The organism is Exiguobacterium sp. HVEsp1, from assembly GCF_002009685.1.
GTDB lineage: Bacteria > Bacillota > Bacilli > Exiguobacteriales > Exiguobacteriaceae > Exiguobacterium > Exiguobacterium profundum.
The window spans coordinates 1,882,421-1,905,405 of sequence record NZ_KV917367.1 but is presented as its reverse complement, the minus strand read 5'-3'; the positions used below and the strand labels follow the sequence as shown (position 1 = coordinate 1,905,405).

The 22,985-nt window shown below is 47.5% G+C and carries 21 protein-coding genes; 19 read left to right on the top strand and 2 right to left on the bottom strand.

The window, feature by feature from the left end; translation table 11 throughout:
- The first annotated feature begins 31 nt into the window (after window positions 1–31).
- The 11 genes from pfkA to coaE all read left to right on the top strand — a co-directional run bounded on the left by pfkA (window position 32) and on the right by coaE (window position 13,866).
- Entirely contained in the window at window positions 32–1,000 is a 969-nt protein-coding gene (gene pfkA / locus BV910_RS09805; RefSeq protein ID WP_012726720.1) for a 6-phosphofructokinase, read from the top strand.
- A 93-nt stretch (window positions 1,001–1,093) separates the two neighbouring features.
- The gene (gene pyk, locus BV910_RS09800; RefSeq protein WP_012726719.1) at window positions 1,094–2,836 is read left to right on the top strand and encodes a pyruvate kinase; all 1,743 of its coding nucleotides are present in this window, start codon (window positions 1,094–1,096) and stop codon (window positions 2,834–2,836) included.
- Between the two features lie 67 nt (window positions 2,837–2,903).
- Window positions 2,904–3,368 carry a DUF441 domain-containing protein gene (locus tag BV910_RS09795; RefSeq protein WP_078147190.1) on the top strand — a complete coding sequence of 155 codons (465 nt, stop codon included), beginning with the start codon at window positions 2,904–2,906 and terminating at the stop codon, window positions 3,366–3,368.
- Between the two features lie 184 nt (window positions 3,369–3,552).
- Entirely contained in the window at window positions 3,553–4,665 is a 1,113-nt protein-coding gene (gene citZ / locus BV910_RS09790) for a citrate synthase (protein WP_078147189.1), read from the top strand.
- Between the two features lie 99 nt (window positions 4,666–4,764).
- Window positions 4,765–6,033 (top strand): NADP-dependent isocitrate dehydrogenase, encoded by a 1,269-nt coding sequence (gene icd, locus BV910_RS09785; RefSeq protein ID WP_031423152.1) that lies wholly within the window; start codon window positions 4,765–4,767, stop codon window positions 6,031–6,033.
- 21 nt (window positions 6,034–6,054) lie between these two features.
- Window positions 6,055–6,987 (top strand): malate dehydrogenase, encoded by a 933-nt coding sequence (mdh, locus tag BV910_RS09780; protein ID WP_078147188.1) that lies wholly within the window; start codon window positions 6,055–6,057, stop codon window positions 6,985–6,987.
- Between the two features lie 183 nt (window positions 6,988–7,170).
- A complete protein-coding gene (locus BV910_RS09775; protein WP_074036521.1) occupies window positions 7,171–7,872 on the top strand; it encodes a response regulator transcription factor in 702 nt (233 codons plus the stop codon).
- A complete protein-coding gene (gene pnpS / locus BV910_RS09770) occupies window positions 7,869–9,596 on the top strand; it encodes a two-component system histidine kinase PnpS (protein ID WP_078147187.1) in 1,728 nt (575 codons plus the stop codon). Before BV910_RS09775 ends, pnpS begins: the two co-directional genes overlap by 4 nt.
- Window positions 9,597–9,803: 207 nt before the next feature.
- A complete protein-coding gene (polA, locus tag BV910_RS09765) occupies window positions 9,804–12,398 on the top strand; it encodes a DNA polymerase I (protein WP_078147186.1) in 2,595 nt (864 codons plus the stop codon).
- Window positions 12,399–12,419: 21 nt separating this feature from the next.
- Window positions 12,420–13,247: a bifunctional DNA-formamidopyrimidine glycosylase/DNA-(apurinic or apyrimidinic site) lyase gene (gene mutM, locus BV910_RS09760; protein WP_078147185.1), complete on the top strand. Its 828-nt coding sequence runs from the start codon at window positions 12,420–12,422 to the stop codon at window positions 13,245–13,247.
- Window positions 13,248–13,260: 13 nt separating this feature from the next.
- Window positions 13,261–13,866 (top strand): dephospho-CoA kinase, encoded by a 606-nt coding sequence (coaE, locus tag BV910_RS09755; RefSeq protein WP_012726710.1) that lies wholly within the window; start codon window positions 13,261–13,263, stop codon window positions 13,864–13,866.
- 13 nt (window positions 13,867–13,879) lie between these two features.
- Here coaE and BV910_RS09750 read toward each other — a convergent pair whose 3' ends face one another.
- Window positions 13,880–14,362 (bottom strand): site-2 protease family protein, encoded by a 483-nt coding sequence (locus tag BV910_RS09750; protein ID WP_012726709.1) that lies wholly within the window; start codon window positions 14,360–14,362, stop codon window positions 13,880–13,882.
- A gap of 157 nt (window positions 14,363–14,519) precedes the next feature.
- On the opposite strand from BV910_RS09750, the gene BV910_RS09745 reads away from it, so the two are divergent.
- The 8 genes from BV910_RS09745 to BV910_RS09710 all read left to right on the top strand — a co-directional run bounded on the left by BV910_RS09745 (window position 14,520) and on the right by BV910_RS09710 (window position 22,664).
- Window positions 14,520–15,551, top strand: coding sequence for a glyceraldehyde-3-phosphate dehydrogenase (locus BV910_RS09745; protein WP_078147184.1), 1,032 nt, complete (start codon window positions 14,520–14,522; stop codon window positions 15,549–15,551).
- Window positions 15,552–15,783: 232 nt separating this feature from the next.
- Complete coding sequence (speD, locus tag BV910_RS09740; protein WP_012726707.1) at window positions 15,784–16,170, top strand: adenosylmethionine decarboxylase; 387 nt, start codon at window positions 15,784–15,786, stop codon at window positions 16,168–16,170.
- Window positions 16,171–16,282: 112 nt separating this feature from the next.
- Window positions 16,283–16,654 (top strand): hypothetical protein, encoded by a 372-nt coding sequence (locus BV910_RS09735; protein ID WP_078147183.1) that lies wholly within the window; start codon window positions 16,283–16,285, stop codon window positions 16,652–16,654.
- A 12-nt stretch (window positions 16,655–16,666) separates the two neighbouring features.
- Entirely contained in the window at window positions 16,667–17,134 is a 468-nt protein-coding gene (gene nrdR, locus BV910_RS09730) for a transcriptional regulator NrdR (RefSeq protein ID WP_012726705.1), read from the top strand.
- A gap of 40 nt (window positions 17,135–17,174) precedes the next feature.
- Window positions 17,175–18,527, top strand: a complete 1,353-nt coding sequence (locus tag BV910_RS09725; RefSeq protein WP_012726704.1) for a DnaD domain protein — start codon at window positions 17,175–17,177, stop codon at window positions 18,525–18,527.
- Window positions 18,528–18,531: 4 nt separating this feature from the next.
- Window positions 18,532–19,446, top strand: coding sequence for a primosomal protein DnaI (gene dnaI, locus BV910_RS09720; RefSeq protein WP_078147182.1), 915 nt, complete (start codon window positions 18,532–18,534; stop codon window positions 19,444–19,446).
- A gap of 298 nt (window positions 19,447–19,744) precedes the next feature.
- Window positions 19,745–21,688, top strand: a complete 1,944-nt coding sequence (thrS, locus tag BV910_RS09715; protein WP_012726702.1) for a threonine--tRNA ligase — start codon at window positions 19,745–19,747, stop codon at window positions 21,686–21,688.
- A 103-nt stretch (window positions 21,689–21,791) separates the two neighbouring features.
- Window positions 21,792–22,664, top strand: coding sequence for a DUF1002 domain-containing protein (locus tag BV910_RS09710; protein WP_078147181.1), 873 nt, complete (start codon window positions 21,792–21,794; stop codon window positions 22,662–22,664).
- 30 nt (window positions 22,665–22,694) lie between these two features.
- Here the strand turns inward: BV910_RS09710 and BV910_RS09705 are convergent, their stop codons facing one another.
- Window positions 22,695–22,904: a hypothetical protein gene (locus BV910_RS09705; RefSeq protein WP_012726699.1), complete on the bottom strand. Its 210-nt coding sequence runs from the start codon at window positions 22,902–22,904 to the stop codon at window positions 22,695–22,697.
- Window positions 22,905–22,985: the final 81 nt, after the last annotated feature.

Below are 22,985 nucleotides of genomic sequence, written 5' to 3'. Positions count from 1 at the left end.
ATTTCGTTAAAACACATAAGAGGTGAGCGACGTGAATTTAAAACGTATTGCGGTATTAACAAGCGGAGGAGACGCTCCTGGAATGAACGCTGCTGTCCGTGCCGTGACCCGAAAAGCAATTTTTGAAGGTCTTGAAGTGTACGGCGTGTATAACGGCTATCAAGGATTAATCGAAGGTGATTTAGTCGAATTAAACCTTGGATCAGTCGGCGATATCATTCAACGTGGAGGTACGTTCCTTCGCTCTGCGCGCTGTCCTGAATTCAGAACAGAAGAAGGTCGCGCGAAAGCAGTAGAACAGTTGAAGAAGTTCAATATCGATGCCCTCGTGGTCATTGGTGGAGATGGCTCTTATCGCGGAGCTCAAAAATTGACTGAACTCGGATTCCCAACAATCGGCCTTCCGGGTACAATCGATAACGATATCCCAGGAACAGATGCGACAATCGGTTTTGACACGGCGCTCAACACAGCGCTTGATGCGATCGATAAGATTCGTGATACGGCGTCATCACATGAACGCACGTATGTCATCGAGGTCATGGGGCGCGACGCTGGTGATATCGCGCTTTATTCTGGTCTCGCTGGTGGTGCTGAGTCGATTCTCGTCCCAGAACGTCCAGAAGATTTGAATGCAATCGTGGAAAGAATCAATCACGGGATTGCACGCGGTAAGAAGCACTCGATCGTCATCGTTGCTGAAGGTGCGGGAAGTGCGGAAGAAATCGGCAAATTGATTGCGGAGAAGACGAACTCAGAAACACGCGTCACGATTCTCGGTCACATCCAACGTGGTGGTTCCCCAACTGCCGCTGACCGTGTCCTTGCAAGTCGCATGGGTGCATACGCTGTTGAGATCTTGCTCGAAGGGAAAGCGGGCCGCGTTGTCGGAATCCGTAACAACCAGATGATGGATCTTGATATCGATGAGGCGCTCGACAATAACAAGCACACGATTGATATGCAATTGATTGACCTCGTTAACCAATTGTCGATTTAAACGATTTTGTATGTTGCAGAGACGGGATACGGTCCAAGGCCCCCCGTTTTCTGTTTGTAAGTTGCACTATATCCCCTAGGAGGTTTTTATATTATGCGTAGAACGAAAATTGTATGTACCATTGGACCGGCTTCTGAGAAGCGTCTTCCTGAGATGATCGAAGCTGGGATGAACGTTGCCCGTCTCAACTTCTCACACGGTGACTATGAAGAGCACGGAGCTCGTATCCGTGACATCCGTGAAGCGGCGAAAGCAGCGGGTAAAGTTGTCACTGTTCTTCTCGACACAAAAGGTCCAGAGATCCGCACGCATACATTCGAAGACGGTAAGGCACTTCTTGAAAAAGGAAAAGAAGTCACAATCGTCTCAACGGAAGAAATCGTCGGAACGAAAGATCGTTTCTCTGTGACGTACGAAGGACTCTACGATGATGTGGAAGTCGGTTCACACATCATGCTCGACGACGGTCTCATCGGACTCCGTGTCGTTGAAAAGCTTGATAACCGTGATCTCCGTTGCGTCATTGAAAACGAAGGAATCATCAAGACGAAGAAAGGTGTTAACTTGCCAAACGTCAAGGTAAACCTTCCTGCCCTCACGGACAAAGACATCGCGGACATCGAGTTCGGGATCTCACAAGACATTGACGTGATTGCAGCATCATTCGTACGTCGTGCATCTGACGTAGTTGAAATTCGCCAACTTCTCGAGAAACATAACGCATCACACATCAAGATTTACCCGAAAATCGAGAACCAAGAAGGTGTCGATAACATCGAAGAAATCTTGGCAATCTCTGACGGTTTGATGGTAGCCCGTGGGGACCTCGGAATTGAAATCCCGACAGAAGAAGTGACACCAGTTCAAAAAGAACTCATCAAGAAGTGTAACGATCTCGGGAAGCCGGTCATCACAGCAACGCAAATGCTTGATTCAATGCAACGTAACCCGCGTCCGACACGCGCGGAAGCATCAGACGTAGCAAACGCAATCTTGGATGGAACAGACGCAGTCATGCTTTCTGGTGAAACAGCTGCAGGGGACTACCCAATCGAATCTGTTCAAATGCAAGCTGCAATCGCAGAGCGTACAGAACGCATGCTCGACTACAAAAACTTGTTGAAAGATCGTCAGAAGCGCAGTGAGCACACAGTGACGGATGCGATCTCTCAAGCGGTTGCGCACACGGCAATCAACTTGAACGCCAAAGCAATCTTGACACCGACACAATCAGGTTATACGGCTGCTCGTACAGCGAAGTATCGTCCTGAAGCGAACATCATCGCGGTGACAGAATCGGAGCGCGTTGCGCGTCAATTGAACCTCGTATGGGGCGTATATCCAATCGTTGCTGAAACAATGCCGAACAACACGGATGAAATGTTGGTTCAAGCATCGGAAGCGGCACGTCACGCTGGATTCGTCACTGACGGTGACCTTGTTGTCATCTCAGCTGGTATTCCTGCGGCGACAGCTGGTACGACAAACATGATGAAAGTCCACATCGTTGGTCACGCTCTCGCAGACGGGCGTGGAATCGGTGAGCGCGGTGTTGTTGGAGAAGTCGTTGTCGCGAAAAATGCGGATGAAGCAAATGCAAAAGCGAAAGACGGCATGATCCTTGTCGCACCATTCACAGATAAAGAAATGATGCCTGCGATCGAAAAAGCGGCTGGAATCATCACAGAAGACGGCGGATTGACGAGCCACGCTGGGATCGTTGGACCATCACTTCGCAAGCCAGTCATCGTAGGTGTTGATGCAGCGACAACATCGCTTCGTGACGGTCAGATGATTTCAATCGACCCACTTACAGGTAAAATCTACAACGCATAATTGAACGACAATCGAACCGGCCTTCTACAAAGGTCGGTTCTTTTTACGTTCGAAGAAAGGAATACGTATGAGTGCATATCTATTTTTATTGATGCTTGTCTTAATCGGTGTCATTTCAAATAACCAATCTGTCATTATCGCAAGTAGCGTCTTGTTGATCATCAAAGCAATCGGATTCGGAGACCAGTTATTTCCGACACTTGCATCGAAAGGAATCAGCTGGGGTGTGACAATCATTACGATCGCAGTTCTCGTCCCAATCGCGACCGGCGATATCGGGTTTAAAGAATTGTGGAATAGTATTAAAGGGCCGGTCGGGATTGTCGCATTTGCCTCAGGGATGTTCGTTGCCATTGCTGCGGGGCAAGGTGTACAACTGATGCGTGTCGACCCGGTCGTCACCACGGCACTCCTCGCAGGTACGATTCTAGCGGTTGGATTCATGAAAGGGATTCCCGTCGGACCGCTTGTCGGAGCTGGTATCGCGGCATTGATTTTAGGTGGATTTCAAGTTATTGAAAAATGGTTTTGATATTTTCTGACAACTGAAGCCGCTTACATTTCTTTTTTGCAATAAATTGTTTATACTATATAAAGGACAGGGTAAACGGAGACTGGGTGAATGCAGGGGAATAACCCGTCCCGTATCCTTATTCCCTACAAACAGACTGTTTTTACGGTCGACCACTTTAAACAAGACTGAGGGGGAGTTATGAATGTCAACGACAAAAGGGTTAGAAGGTATTGTGGCAGCGGCCTCAAAAGTCAGCTCAATTATTGACGGACAATTGACTTATGGAGGATACACCATTGATGATTTAGCGGACAACGCCACATTCGAAGAAGTAGTGTTCTTATTGTGGAACGACCGCTTACCAAATGCAGAGGAATTGACAGCGCTCTCAGAAGCGCTTGTAAAAGAAGCGACATTACCTGAAGAGGTGATTGATACGTTAAAACGTGCGCCGAAGTCAGCCAATGCGATGGCAACGATTCGTACAGCACTCTCACAACTCGCTCTATACGATGAGGAATCTGAAGACATGAGTGACGAGGCCAACATGCGTAAAGCGATTCGCCTACAAGCACAAGTTGCTACAATCGTGACGGCATTCGCCCGTCTTCGTAAAGGGGAGCAACCGGTCGCACCAAAACCAGGTCTTTCTTACGCTGCGAACTTCTTATATATGCTAAACGGTGAAGAGCCGAGCGATGTAGCAGAAAAGACGATTGATAAAGCGCTCATCTTACACGCAGACCACGAGTTGAATGCTTCGACATTCACTGCTCGCGTTTGTGTAGCGACGCTCTCGGATATGTACTCAGGTGTCACGGCGGCCATGGGGGCACTCAAAGGGCCACTTCACGGTGGTGCGAACGAAGCGGTAATGAAAATGTTGCACGAGATCGACTCGGTCGACCGTGTTGAAGAATATGTTCGTGGCAAATTCGAGCGCAAAGAGAAAATCATGGGCTTCGGTCACCGCGTCTACAAGGACGGCGACCCACGTGCGAAGCATTTGAAAGAAATGAGCCGTCAGTTGACTGCTCAAATCGGCGAACCGAAATGGTATGAGATGTCTGAGAAAATCGACCATCTTGTCGAAACGGAAAAAGGATTGAAACCAAATGTCGATTTCTATTCAGCTTCAACGTATTATGCGCTCGGACTCGAGGAAGATCTATTCACACCGATCTTCGCCGTATCTCGTATTTCTGGCTGGATCGCGCACATTCTCGAACAATATGCGGACAATCGCTTGATTCGTCCACGTGCGGAATATGTCGGTGAAACGAGCCGTAAATATGTTCCGGTAAACGAACGTTAATTCGAGACACATTTTAGACAAAAGTTTGGTAAACTAACAAGTGACGTAGGTCGGCGCACGCGTCGACCTACAGTAATGTACTTAGGGGGATTCATTATGTTGACACAAGGACAAAAGATTACAGTTGAAAACGGTGTATTGAACGTACCAAACGTACCGACCGTACCATTCATTATCGGTGACGGAACAGGTCCTGACATTTGGAATGCGGCTGTTCGCGTATTTGACGCTGCGGTTGAAAAAGCATATGGCGGCGACAAGAAAATCGAATGGATGGAAGTATATGCTGGGGAAAAAGCATATAACGAAAAAGGCGAATGGCTCCCAACAGAGACACTTGATCAAATTCGTGAGTACTTGATTGCCATCAAAGGACCACTTACGACTCCGGTCGGTGGAGGAATTCGTTCATTGAACGTCGCACTTCGTCAAGAACTCGATTTATATACATGCCTTCGCCCAGTTCGTTACTTCACAGGTGTTCCTTCACCAGTAAAACGTCCTGAAGATACAGATATGGTCATCTTCCGTGAAAATACTGAAGATATCTATGCTGGAATCGAGTACGCTTCAGGAAGCGATGAAGTAAAAAAACTCATCAAATTCTTGCAAGACGAGATGAATGTCAACAAGATCCGTTTCCCAGAAACATCAGGAATCGGAATCAAGCCAGTTTCTTCTGAAGGAACAGAACGTTTGGTTCGTGCAGCAATTGAATATGCGATTGCGAACAACCGTAAATCTTTAACGCTCGTCCACAAAGGGAACATCATGAAGTTCACAGAAGGCGCCTTCAAAAACTGGGGTTATGCACTCGCTGAAGCGGAGTACGGTGACAAAGTGTTCACATGGGCACAGTATGACCGTATCAAAGAAGAATCTGGTGAAGCAGCTGCTAACGAAGCTCAGTCGAAAGCGGAAGCTGAAGGGAAAATTATCGTCAAAGATTCAATCGCTGATATCTTCCTCCAGCAGATTTTGACTCGTCCACGTGAGTTCGACGTTGTTGCGACGATGAACTTGAACGGTGACTATATCTCAGATGCCCTTGCTGCTCAAGTAGGTGGAATCGGGATTGCACCTGGTGCGAACATCAACTACATCACAGGTCACGCGATCTTCGAAGCGACACACGGTACTGCTCCGAAATACGCGGGTCTCGATAAAGTAAACCCATCTTCAGTCATCCTTTCAGGTGAGATGATGCTCCGCCACATGAACTGGAACGAAGCGGCGGACCTCATCATCAACTCAATGGAGAAAACGATCGCTTCGAAAGTTGTCACATACGACTTCGCACGTCTCATGGACGGCGCGACAGAAGTGAAATGTTCAGAGTTCGCGGATGAATTGATTAAAAACATGTAAGACGACCGAGGAGGAGAGCTCATGATTCGTCGTAACAAAATTTCTGTTATTGGAAGTGGCTTCACCGGTGCAACGACTGCACTGTACTTGGCTCAACGTGAGCTAGGGGATGTCGTACTGCTCGATATGGAAGAAAAAGTAGGACCGACGAAAGGGAAAGCGCTCGACATGCAAGAAACGGCACCGATTCAAGGGTTTGATTCGTGGGTCACAGGTACGTCTGATTACGCGGACACGGCCGATTCCGATGTGGTTGTCATTACCGCGGGAATCGCGCGCAAGCCGGGGATGAGCCGGGACGACCTCGTCGCAACGAACGCAAACGTCATGCGCTCGGTTGTGAAAGAGATTGCCCGTTACTCTCCAGACGCCATCCTGATCGTATTGACGAACCCAGTAGACGCCATGACGTACGCGGCGTTCAAAGAATCAGGGTTCCCGAAAGAACGCGTCATCGGTCAATCCGGTGTATTGGATACGGCTCGCTTCCGAACGTTTGTGGCACAAGAGCTGAATGTTTCTGTCAAAGACGTATCCGGATTCGTCCTTGGAGGTCATGGAGACGAAATGGTGCCTCTCGTACGCTATTCTTACGCTGGAGGCATCCCGCTCGAAAAACTCATCCCACATGAGCGAATCGAGCAAATCGTTGAACGGACACGAAAAGGTGGCGGCGAGATTGTCCAACTACTGGGCGATGGCTCGGCGTATTATGCGCCAGCCGCTGCCATCGTGGAGATGGTCGAGGCGATTGTAAAAGATCAGCGTCGAATCTTACCGGCCATCGCATACCTTGAGGGAGAGTACGGATTCCATGATTTGTATCTTGGCGTCCCGACGATTCTTGGTAAACATGGAATTGAGCAAGTGTTAGAGCTCGACTTGACGGATGAAGAAAAAGCAGCGCTATCGAGGTCTGCGGATTCTGTCCGCTCGGTATTAAGCGTCTTATAAGTTTGAGGTGCTTCCTGTCATGTTGCAGGAGGCACCTTTTTTGCGCCTTCTCTCTTATCGAACATGCTACACTGAAAGTGGATTTGTTTTGTTTTTGTAAAGATTTGCTTTGAGGTTGGTCGTTTCAAGCATTGATTTGTAAAATAGAAAGTGACATTTGATGGTTTAAGAGGAGGAAGCAGTGTGGCTGATAAAGTAATTGTTGTCGACGATGAAGTGTCGATTGCGACATTATTGAAATTTAATTTAGAACAAGCTGGCTTTGAAGTAGAGACGGCGCACGACGGCAAAACCGGATTGGAATTGGCTGAGAAAAAGGACGCCGTGCTCATTGTGCTCGATTTGATGCTCCCGGAGATGGATGGACTTGAAGTGTGCAAACGACTTCGTCAGCAAAAAGTCAATACACCGATTTTAATGCTCACGGCAAAAGATGATGAGTTTGACAAAGTATTGGGGCTCGAGCTCGGAGCGGACGATTATTTGACGAAGCCGTTCAGCCCACGTGAAGTAGTCGCGCGCGTCAAAGCGATTCTTAGACGTTCTGCCCCGCAAGAATCGGCGGTTGAAGAGGACGTCATTCAAATCGGAGATGTTAAAATCGTCACTTCAAACTACGAAGTGTTCAAGCAAGGGGAGCGCCTCGAGTTGACGCCGAAAGAATTCGAATTGTTAGCCTATTTGGCGAAAAATAAAGGACGCGTGTTGACGCGAGACCAATTGTTATCGGCCATTTGGAATTATGACTTTGTAGGTGATACCCGGATTGTTGATGTCCATATCAGTCACCTTCGTGAAAAAATTGAACCGGTAACGAAGAAACCGACCTATATTAAAACGATTCGTGGTCTTGGCTATAAGATGGAGGAGCCGACTTCGGAATGAAGACGTATCGCTCTAGATTTATGACGACTCTCATTTTTCTTGTGACCGGTGTCTTGTTGACGCTCGGGATTGTCCTTGGGCAACTCTTCAAAGACTTTTATCTGGATTCTGAACGAGACCGTCTAAAAGAAGATGCTCAATTGGCAGCCCTCTACCTCGAAGAAGGCGAATTGGACGAGATTCGTGAGTATGTCGGTCAAATCGATGACGGAAGCAGCTTTGATATTCTCCTTCTCAATAGTCGGATGGAGGTAATCGCTGGCACGCCGTTTCGCGTCGGGTCCATCGATTACAAAATTGATCCGAATATGGTCCCTGAGGAAGGGACGTTCGGTGAAGCGGATGAGGACGAGTTGATTCAATACACAAAACCGATCGAACTTGCGACGGGTGGGACAGTCTATTTAACATTCATCCGTTATGTATCGGATTTAGAAGGGGTGTACAATCGCATCTGGTTGACGATTGCCCTCGCGCTCTTCTTCTCCTTCTTCATAATTTTATTCGTGCTCCAACATTTGACGAATCAATTTATTCGACCAATCGATGAGGCGACGATCGTTTTGCGGGAACTGGCGGACGGGAATTATCGGGCCCGTGTGTATGAACTCAGAAATGATGAAGAGACCGGTAGCCTAGCAGGGTCAATCAACGTGCTTGCCCGGAATTTGGAGTCGATTTCTCTCGGGGAGTCCGTACAACGGGCGAGACTCGAATCGTTAATCGAGTATATGGGGGCGGGTCTTCTGCTCGTCGACGAGCGAGGGATTGTCACGTTGGTCAACCGCTCTTATCGTGAAATGTTCCAATACGATGATTTAACGATTGGACAATTTTATCACGGGATTCTACCGAGTCCTGAAGTAGAAACACTGATCGAAGACGTTTATCTGACGGAAGAGGTCCACCGCCGTCAGTTATCGATTCGAACGGGATTCAATCAAAAAACGTATATGGTATCCGCAGCACCGATTTTCAGTGACACCGGGATGCTTCGCGGCACGACGTTACTGTTTAACGATATCACGGAACTGAAACGACTTGAGAAGATGCGGAAAGATTTCGTGGCGAACGTTAGTCATGAACTGAAGACACCGCTCACATCCATACGTGGGTTTAGTGAGACGCTTCTTGATGGGGCGAAAGAAGTCCCGGAACTTCGAGACCAGTTTTTAGACATCATCCAGAAAGAAGCGACACGGATGCAGATGCTTGTTGAGGATCTCCTTGAATTGTCGAGATTGGAGCGGGATGACTTCCAAATGGAGTTGGTGTCCGTCGATCTGAATCAGCTCGTCGATGAGGTCTGTCTCCTGCTCAGTCAAAAGGCGAGCAAGAAGTCGATTCAGCTAGAAACGAAACACGAGGGAACGGTCGTCTTGCAAGCGGACCTGAACCGAATGAAGCAAGTCATCATGAACTTGGTCGCCAACGCCATCAACTATTCACCAGAAGGAAGTCGTGTCGACATCGCCGTGGAAGCAATGGCAGATTCCTATAAACTTCGCGTCAAGGACAACGGAATCGGGATCGCCGAAAAAGAAGTGAGTCGTATTTTTGAGCGCTTCTATCGTGTCGATAAGGCAAGAAGTCGGAACTCGGGTGGAACTGGCCTCGGACTCGCCATCGTGAAACACATCATCGATTTGCATCATGCCACGATCGACGTAGAGAGTGAGGAAGGCAAAGGAACGACGTTTACCATTACATTCCCTCGGGTTTAACAATGACTTTATCGTTCGTTCATATTTACTTTACAAAACCTTGCTATCCTATGAATGAGACCTCTTCATCATCTCGTGACTCGATCGGTGCTCATCTCCACACGATCGAGAATTTGGCCCTTTTCTATTCGTAGAAAAGGGTCTTTTTTTTCGAACGCATGTACCCGTATGGTATGATGGTTGAAGAGAAGAATGGAGGTCGATTGAATGAATAAACTACTAGTCCTTGATGGGAACTCCTTAACATATCGTGCGTTTTTTGCACTGCCTCCGATGTCGGATGCGTCAGGTCGGAATACGAATGCAGTGTATGGGTTTACGATGATGTTATTGAAACTAATGGAAGATGAGCAACCGACTCATTTTGCTGTGGCGTTCGATGCGTCAAAGAAAACGTTCCGTCACGATACGTTCGCGGAATACAAAGGTGGACGTCAAAAGACACCGGGAGAATTGCGTGAACAATTTCCGCTCGTGCGTGACGTTTGTCGGGCGTTTGGCATCTCTGTCTTAGAGCTCGATCAATACGAGGCGGATGATATCATCGGGACGCTCTCAAAAGACCCGACTTTTGATCAGGTGACGGTTGTGACGGGGGATAAGGATTTACTTCAATTGATCAATGAACGTGTGACGGTCTATTTGACGAAACGAGGCATCACCGACGTCGAGAAAATGACCGTGACCGCGTTCAAGGAACGCTACGACGGACTACAACCGATTCAGATGATTGACCTAAAAGGATTAATGGGAGATAAATCTGACAACATTCCTGGTATTCCAGGGGTCGGGGAAAAGACGGCACTGAAGTTGATTGCCACATACGGTACCGTCGAGGCCCTTTACGAACATACGGATGAGTTGAAAGGGAAGCAAAAGGAAAAAGTAGAGGCGAATGAACAAGAAGCGAAAATGTCGAAACAGTTGGCGACCATTTACACGGATGTACCGATTGATGTGACGATGGATGATCTTCTCTTTAAGCCATATGACGCTTCGGTCGTCAAAACGTTATTTATGGATTTACAGTTCAAGTCACTCATCGGCAAACTGACGGATACCTCTTCAGAAGAACCGGTTGAAAAAGCGGAACGACCAACAATCGCGTTGGCCGATCAAGATTTATCGCGAGCTGTGTTAATGCTTGAACAGCTGAATGATGATTATTTTGAAGAAGACGTGATTGGAGTGGCGATCGCTTCGGAACGAGGTGTCACGATTGGAGATGTGACGCTTCTTGAGGACGAACGGGTCAAGGAATGGATCGAAAACGAGACGAAGACGACGATTTGTCTCGATGCGAAGCAGACAATTATTCAATTGAAACGTCACCAATTGGCACTGCGTGGGTATGAAGACCTGCTTGTCGCAGGGTATTTGCTCAACCTATCTGGTGGGACGTCTCTCAGCTCGATTGCCGCACACTTTACGTATCCTCTTGAGGAAGATGAAACGGTCTACGGAAAAGGTGCAAAAATCAAGGTGCCGGAAGAGAATGTTTTTCATGCTCATCTCGCAGAAAAGGCGTACGCCATCTACACATTGTTTGAACGCATTGTTTCGGAGTTGAAAGAGAATGAACAGACAGAACTCTATGAGGCGCTTGAAAAACCACTCGTCTCCGTATTGGCCGAGATGGAGTGGGCTGGTATCCACGTAAATGTCGAAACGCTTCAACATATGGAAACGGACCTGCGTGAACGTCTAAATGCACTTGAGGTCACGATTCATGAATTAGCCGGGGAACCGTTCAACATCAACTCACCGAAACAGTTAGGGGTCGTATTATTTGAAAAACTGTCACTCCCTCCTGTGAAAAAGACGAAAACAGGATACTCAACGGCAGCGGATGTCCTCGAAAAATTGGCACCGCTTCATCCGATCATTGAGAAAATCATGCATTATCGTGAACTTGGCAAACTTCAGTCCACGTATGTCGAGGGCTTGCAGAAAGTCGTGAAGGATGATGGCAAGATTCATACGCGTTATACACAGACGCTTACTCAAACGGGACGGCTTTCGTCGGTTAACCCGAACCTTCAAAATATTCCGATTCGATTAGAAGAAGGGCGTCGCATCCGTAAAGCGTTTACCGCGAGTGAACCGGGATGGGTACTTTATGCGGTCGATTACTCTCAAATCGAACTGCGCATCATGGCACATATGTCACAAGATGAGAAGATGATGGCAGCCTTCCTTCACGATGAGGATATTCATACGTCGACGGCGGCGAACGTGTTTAAAGTTTCCACTGAAGAAGTTACGTCACTCATGCGTCGTCAAGCAAAAGCCGTCAACTTCGGAATCATCTATGGCATCAGTGATTATGGACTCTCACAAAACCTAGGGATTACACGGAAAGAAGCGCAGACCTTTATCGATACGTACTTTGAACAGTTCCCTGGGGTGAAGACGTTCATGGATGCCGCGATTGAACGGGCACGTGAACACGGGTTCGTCGAGACGATGTTGAAACGACGCCGGAACATCCCGGACATCCATTCTCGTAATTTCAACTTGCGTGGGTTTGCTGAACGTACCGCAATCAACACACCGATTCAAGGAACGGCAGCGGACATTATTAAAAAAGCGATGATTGATGTCGATCATGCGTTAAACACGTCAAAACTTCAATCTAAGCTGTTGTTACAAGTACACGATGAATTGATATTCGAAGGTCCGGCCGAAGAGATGGAAGCATTAGAAAAACTTGTGACCGAAGCGATGGAACATACGGTCACACTTGATGTCCCGTTACGTGCGGACGGAGCGGTTGGAACGACATGGTTTGACACGAAATAAACGGATAGAAAGGAAATCAGTATGCCAGAATTACCAGAAGTCGAAACGGTCTGTCGTAGGTTGCGACCTGCCGTTTCAGGAAAAACGATTCAGTCTGTCGATGTCCTTGACCCTAAAATTATCCGCGGACTCGACCCCGAAGAATGGGTTCACCATTTGATAGGAGAAACGATTACGGATGTGGAACGTCGGGGGAAATTCATCTTATTCAAATTGACGAACGGGTATCTCGTCTCCCATCTTCGGATGGAAGGGAAGTTTTTCCCTTATGACTCCATTACAGAACCGGTAAAACATACACATATCGTGATTACGTTCACGGACCAATCGACTCTACACTATAATGATGTCCGTAAATTCGGTACGATGGAGTTGCGGACGAATGAAACGATTCATACCACACCACCGCTCTCATTACTTGCGTACGAGCCGTTTGACGAGCGTGTGACAACCGAGGTGTTACACCGACGTTTAGAGCGCATGAAGACACGCGCGATTAAGACCGCCCTCCTCGATCAATCCATCTTTGTTGGATTAGGTAACATCTATGTAGATGAGACGTTGTTTCGTGCGGGTGTCCATCCGACACGACCGGCCGCAAGTTTGTCACACGAAGAAGTCGACCGTGTGCGGACTGAAGCCATTGCTGTATTGACTGAGGCCATTGAGCGTGGAGGTAGTACGATTCGCAGTTATGCCAATCCAGATGGGGCCACAGGAACGTTTCAAGAGAGGCTCTACGTGTATGGACAGACCGGAGAACCGTGCCGCCGATGCGGACATGAAATTGAAAAGATGAAATTGGGCGGGCGAGGTACGCATTACTGTCCGCACTGTCAACAACGTTAAGGGGTGGACGTGTATGTTGAAGATTGGATTGACTGGTGGAATTGCAACCGGGAAGTCTACGGTATCGCGACTGTTTCGAGAACGAGGCATTCCGATTATCGATGCCGATTTGATTGCAAGGACGGTCGTTGAACCAGGAGGAAAGGCGATTGAGGGGGTAAGGGCCGCATTTCCAAAATGTTTTGTGGGCGACGTGCTGAACCGTCCTGCGCTCGGTCGGGAAATCTTCCATGATGAAGCAAAACGTCAGCAATTGAATCAATTGATGCATCCAGCGATTCGAGAAGAAATGAACGAGCAAATGCGAACGTATGAGGCATCGGGGGAACCTGTCGTCATTTTTGATATTCCCTTATTGTTTGAAGGGACGATGCTCGATCTGGTTGATTATTCCGTCGTCGTCTATTGCCGTGAAGAGATTCAACTGATGCGTCTCATGGAACGGAATGGATTGACGAAAGAAGAGGCGTTAGCCCGTATTCGTTCACAGATTCCAATTGAAGATAAAAAGCACCAGGCGGATTTCCTCATAAACAATAATGGGGCATTAGGGGACCTCCCTCCACAAATCAATCGTCTGGTCGAACAGTTTCAAACGATACAAAAAGAAGGCGACTGATATCGCCTTCTTTTTAGTTTAATGGATCGGATTCTGGAGACCCTTTTTTCCATGTATCATAAATCGCACGTCCATCACTAGGATGACCGTTCGAATAATAGATGGGATAGAGTGAGAAGAAGATATAGTAGAATGAGAAATAGGCGAACTGATACGTATAGAGTGTCGGTTCAATATCTCGTCGAAGAATGAACGCGTTGACGATTAAGATGCTCGCTAAATTGAAAATGGCTCCACCGCCATAGACTAGCGTACGGGTGACCTTGTTGCTCCATCTTAAATCAGTGAACTGGCACCATGCATCGTAAAAATAAACACGATTTACTTGTAAACGACCTACTTTAAATAGTTTCTTCCCGGTACCGATTTGCATATCGAGTGAGCCGCCGAACAACTTTGCGAAGAAGAAGTGTCCAAGCTCATGAATTAACGTCACAATCGGTAAAATGATAAAGAACGAAATAAAGAATTTATCGATATCTCCCCAATCAAACATCATGACGCCTCCTTTCTCTTGTCTGTTACGCCAAGAAATTTCCCTCATTTTCAAAAAATAAACAAAGAAAAACGGAAAAAATGTGACGAATCATAGTGAAAACGCTTACAGCTATCCGTTATAATGAAACCGTAATGTAGAAAAAGGGGGATCTATCATGGGGACAAAAGTGGCAATTAACGGATTTGGTCGAATCGGAAGAATGGTATTTCGAAAATTGATGCTCGAGGGACGTCATGAAGTGGTGGCGATTAACGCAAGTTATCCGGCGGAAACACTTGCGCATCTCATTAAACACGACTCGATTCATGGTCCATTCGGATTGACAGTACGTGCGCATGGGGATGCGCTCGAAGTCGATGGGAAACGGATTGAACTCATTTCGGAACGTGATCCATCACGCTTGCCTTGGTCAGACCTTAAAATCGACATCGTCGTCGAAGCGACCGGGAAGTTTAACTCTGATAGCGGGGCACGACTTCATCTCGAGGCAGGGGCGAAAAAAGTGATTTTGACCGCACCGGGTAAAGGGGATTTACGAACGATCGTGATGGGGGTCAATGATCGTGACTATCGCCCGGAGGAAGATCATATCATCTCAAACGCATCGTGTACGACGAACTGTCTCGGACCTGTCGTGAAGGTCTTACATTCGACGTTCGGTATTGAAACGGGACTGATTACGACCGTTCACGCCTATACGAACGATCAGAACAATATTGATAACCCGCATAAAGATTTGCGTCGCGCGCGCGCGTGTGGCAGTTCCATCATCCCGACATCGACGGGAGCGGCTAAGGCGATTGGTCTTGTGATGCCGGAACTACAAGGAAAGTTGAACGGAATGGCACTCCGTGTGCCGACTCCGAACGTATCACTTGTCGATTTGGTCGTCGAACTCCACCGAGATGTCACGGTCGATGAAGTCAATGAAGCGTTTGAACGGGCAGCGTTTGGAGAAATGACAGGTATTTTAGGTGTTTCTCACGAACCGCTCGTCTCTATTGATTTTAACGGGGACGATCGCTCGTCGATTATCGACATGGATTCGACGATGGTGCTCGGCGGAAATCATGTCAAAGTACTCGCATGGTATGACAATGAATGGGGCTATTCATGCCGTGTCGTGGACTTGTTGGACATGGTGGCCAGCTATCTTCAAATCGGTCAGCAAGAAACACACGCCTAAAAAATATTACGTTCAGGAAAATATTTTTTGAATTTTTTTATCAAATGTCTTGTAAGGACGTCCCAAACACGTTACACTCAATTTCGTGAACTTCAATTGGTCTGACAAACGCAACTTAAAGGGTTAGGACCTCTTAGGACTAACTTGCCCCCGTGGTTGTGGGCGATTCAGGCACAAAGTGAGTGATCATCAACTACTTTGAGACCATTGATGTAAAGGGGGATCCACTAATATGGATACTATGGGACGTCACATTATTACAGAACTTTGGGAGTGCAATCCCGACAAATTGAATGATATCGACTACATCGAGCGTTTGTTCGTCGATGCTGCTCTTCGTTCGGGCGCTGAAGTCCGCGAAGTTGCATTCCACAAGTTTGCGCCACACGGTGTAAGTGGAGTCGTCATCATTTCAGAATCACACTTAACGATTCACAGTTTCCCAGAACATGGCTATGCGTCAGTTGACGTGTTTACATGTGGAGATCGAATCGATCCGGCTACAGCATCGCAGTATATAGCTGAAGGATTGGATGCAAAAGTACGTGAAGATGTGAAACTTGAGCGTGGAATGGGACCGATTCGTGTTCCGGAAGCGCAAGTGGCAATCAGCAAATAAATCAGATTGACCTTTTGAGGCTGGCCGTTTAACGGTCAGCCCTTTTAATTGTTTTGTTGTCGCCTTAATTTTGATATGCTTAACGTATATAACTCAGGCGTTGAGGTGGATTATGGGACTGTTAGATAAGTTACAAACACATATTGAAACGAAAGATACACATAAAAATGAAATGCTTCAAACACGTTACTATGCGGCATCAACACATGCGATGTTGCAATGGTTAGAAGGAAAGATTCAAGAGAACGGACAGAAGGTTCGTCGAATCGATGCAAATCGAGGGGAACTTTCATTTGTAGGGGAAGGTTGGGACGGGCTCATCACGATTGTTCAAGTGGATGGCGGTCGGACGGCAGTCGATTTCACATTAAACCGTGAGCAGCGACTCGGTGCAGACCTCTCGCAAATTGTATCGCACTACTACGAGGCACTCACGCAACAATTCCCGTTACGTGCCATTGGTAATAAAACAGTCGAACGATAAGGAGGTTTGAGCATGCGTTGTCCGAAATGTGATCATAATGGAACGAGAGTGCTCGATTCCCGTCCGGTGCAAGACCATTATTCGATTCGACGTCGTCGTGAATGTGAAAAATGTGGGTATCGGTTTACAACGTTTGAGACGGTTGAACAGACACCGCTCATCATTGTTAAAAAAGATGGAAATCGTGAAGAGTTCAGTCGTGAAAAAGTGCTTCGCGGCATTATTCGGGCGTGCGAGAAACGACCTGTCACACTTGAACAGCTTGAAGGAGTTGTGACGAAAGTCGAACAGCAACTTCGTGCCCTCGCCCAGTCAGAGATTCCGAGTGAACAAGTAGGTGAGCTCGTGATGAACGAGCTCGCGCGAGTCGATGAAGTCGCATATGTCCGTTTCGCATCGGTTTATCGTCAATTCAAAGACATCACGGTGTTCTTTAAAGAACTTGAAGATTTAATGAAGCAAGAAAATTCGACCAACTAAAGGGCGGCCTGCTGGTCGCCCTTTTTCAAGGGAGAGAGCCATGGAGAAAGAACGTACAATCTTTGGGACGGACGAATTGTTAATCATGAGTACCGGTCTTGTCGACCGTGAATCGTACCAGTCCCTTTACCACTTATATCAACCTGTCATCGGAGTGAAGGCGCTCGCACTCTATCAAACGTTATGGAGCGAACTGAAGCCGGGCAAAATGAAATCCAACTATATGTCACATAGTGCATTATGTGAGATGTTGGAGTTCTCTATCAATGAGTTAATGGACAGTCTGTTCCGTTTAGAAGCGATCGGGTTAGTGCGCACCTATAAAACAAAAGACGCTCGATTGACACAATACGTCTATCAGTTACGCGTCCCGCTTGCACCGCACACGTTTTTGAATGACGGTCTGTTGTCGAGTTTCCTCTTCTATAAAGTCGGGGAAGTACGATTCAAACAATTGCAGGGGCGTTTTACGATTGATCCGTTGCCGGCAGGCATCGTCGAGGTGACAAAGGACTTCAATGAAGTGTTTGATGTCAAAGGAGTAAACCATCGTGCGTTCACACAAAAAAATTATGAAAAGCCGGACCGGGCAAAGATTGAAATCAACTATTCGTTCGATATGGAAATTGTGAAAAAACTGACGAATTTTCCAGTTGGATTTTTCACGAAAAAATTAGACGAAACGATCACAAAACTGGCCTACGTGTCTCAACTCGATGAAGAGACGATGGCTGAGATGTTAAAAGAGTATTTCGTCCATGAGGCGTATCTGCCACTCAGTGAGCAAGAGAAGCGGGACGGGTGTCGTCAAATGGTCTTACAATTGAAAAAGAAACAGACGCGCCATCGGAAAGAGAAGACCGTCGAACTTGAACAGACGAAACTAGGAGACTTGCATGACCCTGAGGTGATGGAGTCCGCACATCCGCATCAATATGTCTCGACGCTTCGGAAGACCCCGCAACTTTCAAAGAGTGATGAACAGTTAGTCATTGAACTCGTCGACACACTCGGTCTCGCGCCAGGGGTCATCAATGCGCTCTTCTATTACTGTATCGAAGTGAAGAAGCAGACGCGGCTGAGCGAGAACTATGTCTTGCGCATTGCGACAAGTTGGAAAACAGCAGGCTATACGAACGCAAAAGAAGCGCTAGAGCGTGAAGAATCTCAAGATGCGCTCATCGAGAAGAAACAACAAAAACGCGAGAGCGTGCAACGCACCACGGTCGGGTCACGACGGAAACCCCAGCAAGGGGATATGCCGAAGTGGCTCGAGGATGAGGCGAAACAACAGCGCTCATACGACCAAGCGAGGAAAAAGGAACTTGAGTCGTCCGTTCCGGATGACGCGGAACTCGTGAAACTATTAAATGAATTGAAAGAGAAGGGGTGAGGGGATGGAACGAATCAATCAGTCGCTGTCTCAGTTGATGAACCGAAAAGAAGTTCGTGAGGCGTACGAGTCGATTCGCAGACGTACACTGAATCACCCGGGTGTCATCGCATTTTTGAACGCTCATCCAGAGTTAGAGGAGAAGGCGATTGAAATCGGGTTTACCAAACTGAGTGAGTACGCGGAACAGATGGATGGAAAAACGTTCATAGAAGATCAGGCCGTCATCCCGGGTCATCAACCGGTGCTCTATGTCGATCTAGGACAGATTGCCATTCGCTATGAAGAGACGGTCGCTCATCGTCAGGCGAGACGCCAAAAAGAGATGGACCGTAAGTTTAAGAGTTTGTTCTTACCGGAAGAAGTCCGTGAGGCGAGCTTTGAGTCATTTGATTGGGCCGACGACGCGCGTAAAATCGCATTGCGTGAAGCGATGCGATTCGTGACAGGGATGAAGGCGCGTCAAAAAGTGAACGGTCTCTATCTCCACGGTAGTTTTGGCGTCGGGAAGACGTATTTACTCGCCGCAATCGCCAATGAGTTGAAGGTGGCGGACATCGAGACGATTTTAGTTCACGCCCCGGGCTTTGTGTCGGAGGCGAAACGTAAAATCCGTACCGAGTCGTTCGACTCTTTCTTGATGTCGTTTCAACATGTGCCAGTCTTATTGATTGATGACATCGGAGCTGAAGCCATCAGTCCGTGGGTACGAGATGAATTGTTCGGCATCATTCTTCAGTATCGGATGATGCATCGCTTACCGACGCTCTACAGTTCAAACTTTAGCGGGGAAGAGCTCGAGACGCACTTTTCAATCGATGGTTCGCCGCAAAACAAAATGAAAGCACAGCGACTCATGCAACGTATTTCTACGACGACGACCCAAATTGAGTTAAAGGGTGAAAATCGGCGTCGGTAAAGGATTGTTTTTCTCTGGTGAGTTGACTATACTAAGAATCATATAAAGGATGCATAGAAGAGGATATGGATCATCGAGACGAGTTTTAGCGAGGGAAGGGCGGTGGAAGCTTCCTAACGACGACGATGCATTTACTCCCTCGGAGCACCGTACGGGTCAATCGTGCGGCGATTCACACTCGTTATCGTGTGTTCGAGCCAAGCAGATTGCTTGGGAACGAGGGTGGTACCACGAGAATCAAAGCTCGTCCCTTTTTGAGGGATGGGCTTTTTTTATATTCATTTTTGAGAGGGGACAAATGTACATGATTCAATTAACATTTCCAGATGGCGCGGTAAAAGAGTTCGAAGCCGGCGTCACAGCAGAAGACGTCGCGGGCTCGATTAGTCCGGGACTCCGTAAAAAAGCAATCGCAGCAAAACTAGACGGAGAACTCATCGACTACCGTCGTCCAATCGAACATGACGGCAAAATCGAGCTCGTGATGCCGGACTCGGAAGACGGTCTTGATTTGATGCGTCACTCGTCGGCTCACTTGATGGCTCAAGCAATCAAACGGTTATACGGAGAAGACAATAACATCTATCTCGGAATTGGGCCGACGATTGAGAACGGATTCTATTACGATATCGAGATGGATCGTCGCATCAATGAGGAAGACCTTCCTGAAATCGAAAAGATGATGAAACGCATCGTCGATGAGAACTTGGAAATCACACGCGAAGTCGTTTCTCGTGACGAGGCGCTCGCTCGCTATAAAGAGTTGGGAGACCCGCTCAAGATCGAGTTGATCGAGGATATTCCTGCTGATCAAACACTGACAATCTACCATCAAGGTGAGTTCTTTGATCTTTGCCGTGGACCACACGTCCCGTCAACATCGAAGTTGAAAATCTTCAAATTGATGAGCGTGGCTGGTGCCTACTGGCGTGGGGACTCAGACAATAAGATGTTACAGCGTATTTATGGAACAGCGTGGGCGACGAAAGAACAACTCGCTGAACACTTGCGTCTTCTTGAAGAGGCGAAAGAACGCGATCATCGTAAACTCGGGAAAGAACTCGACCTCTTCTTCGTCTCACAAGAAGTCGGTCAGGGGCTTCCGATGTGGCTTCCAAAAGGGGCTTCGATTCGTCGTACGGTCGAGCGCTACATCGTTGATAAAGAGCTCGAACTCGGATATCAACATGTCTACACACCGGTTCTCGGTTCGGTCGACTTGTACAAGACATCTGGACACTGGGATCACTACCAAGACGACATGTTCCCGAAAATGGAGATGGACAACGAAGAACTCGTCCTTCGTCCGATGAACTGCCCGCACCATATGACAATCTACAAACATGAGCCACGTTCGTACCGTGAACTTCCACTTCGAATCGCTGAGCTTGGTGGAATGCACCGTTATGAGATGTCAGGGGCGCTCACAGGTCTTCAACGTGTTCGCTACATGGTCTTGAATGATGGACATACGTTCGTTACACCAGAACAGATGAAACAAGAATTCAAAGACATCGTTCATTTGATTCAAGAAGTATATGCTGACTTCGGCATCAAAGATTATCGTTTCCGTCTCTCGTATCGCGATCCTGCTGATAAAGAGAAGTACTTCGATAACGATGCGATTTGGGAAATGGCACAAAGTCAGTTGAAGGAAACGATGGATGAGCTCGAGCTTCCATACTTTGAGGCGGAAGGGGAAGCGGCATTCTACGGACCGAAACTCGACGTGCAAGTACGGACGGCGCTCGGGAAAGAAGAGACGCTCTCGACTGTCCAACTCGACTTCTTGCTTCCGGAGCGTTTCGATTTGACATACACTGGGCCAGACGGTAAGGACCACCGTCCAATCGTGTTGCACCGTGGTGTCGTCTCGACGATGGAACGGTTTGTCGCTTACTTGATTGAAGAGTATAAAGGCGCGTTCCCGACATGGCTCGCACCGGTCCAAGTCAAGTTAATCCCGGTTTCACACGTCCACGACGAATACGTCGCAGAAGTGAAAGCAGAACTCGTCAAACGCGGCGTCCGTGTCGAAACAGATCTCCGTGACGAGAAACTAGGTTATAAGATTCGTGAAGCACAAATGAAGAAGATTCCGATGACGCTCGTTCTTGGGGATAAAGAGCGGGATGAGCGTGCCGTCAATATTCGCCGCTACGGTCAGCAGGAGCAAGTTTCTGCTTCACTTGATGAATTCATCGCATCGCTCACAGATGAGATTGCGAACCGTTCACGTTAAGTGAGGGACCACCTTTCCAACCAGAAAGGTGGTTTTTTTCGGTCTATAGACGGATGTGTATTTGGTCATCTACACGTATCGTAAACATAAGGAGTGATACTTAATGAATTATATGAAGCCAGTATTGGCACTTACCATTGGAGCGTTTGCGTTCACAGGAGCGCTTCCAAAAGTCGGAGCTGAGGCGATCGTCAACGATACGATTGTGACCCTCGGGGAATCGTTATCTTCAGAGCAACAAAAATGGGTACTCGAACGTATGGATGCCCCAGAAGGAATCGAACCCATTATCACGACAGCCGCAGATGAAGAAAAATATTTAGGAGACTCGGTTCCGCAAGCACAACGTGGTGGCGGCATGTACTCGTCTGCCCGAATCAAGTTAACGAACGGGACAGGTCTTGATATTCAAACGGAAAACGTGACGTGGGTCACGAAAGATATGTATGCGAATGCCCTCGTCACGGCAGGTGTGACGGATGCGGACATCTATATCACGTCACCGATTAACGTGACGGGTACCTCGGCTCTGACGGGAATTATGAAGGCATATGATCAGACCGCGGCCGAGACTGGGATTGAATTGTCGGATGAGCGAAAAGAATTGGCACAAGAAGAGCTGGCGGTTACGTCTGAAATCGGTAAGACGGTCGGACAAGAGGATGTAGCAGGTCTCATGAACGAGATTAAAGCGGAAATCGCAAATCAGATGCCGGAGACAAATATTGAGATCCGTGACATCGTCATTCAAGTATTGAACCAAAATAACGTCCAGTTGTCTGAGGGCCAACTCGATCAACTGACGACACTATTCGAAAACATGCAACAGGCCAATTTAGATTGGTCAGCGATCAGCAGTGGATTGAAAGATGCGGGTCAAGATGTGCAGGCATTCCTCGAACAAGAAGAGGTGAAAGGATTCTTCGCCCGATTGTTTGAGGCGATCGGGAACTTCTTCAAGTCACTTACAAACTAAGTGGTATTAAAAAAGGGCGCCTGCCCTTTTTTAGTACCACCGTTTATGGATATAATTTTGAGCCGACTCATGGTCATCGACGATTTTTAAAGTGATGCGATTCATTTCTTCTAGTAAGTCTGTCAATACCGCCTGTAATTTTTCATCTTCTAGCCCATGTGCTTGCATCGTCTTACTGACAATCTGCTGGACTTGATCATGATAGTCATGTTCTCGCGATACATCTTTTCGCCAGTTCATGTCGATCCCTCCTTTGATATTTCATTATTCCCTTTGAAAAGGTATTGCGAAACGAGAGAATGACTGGTATCATCATAAAAG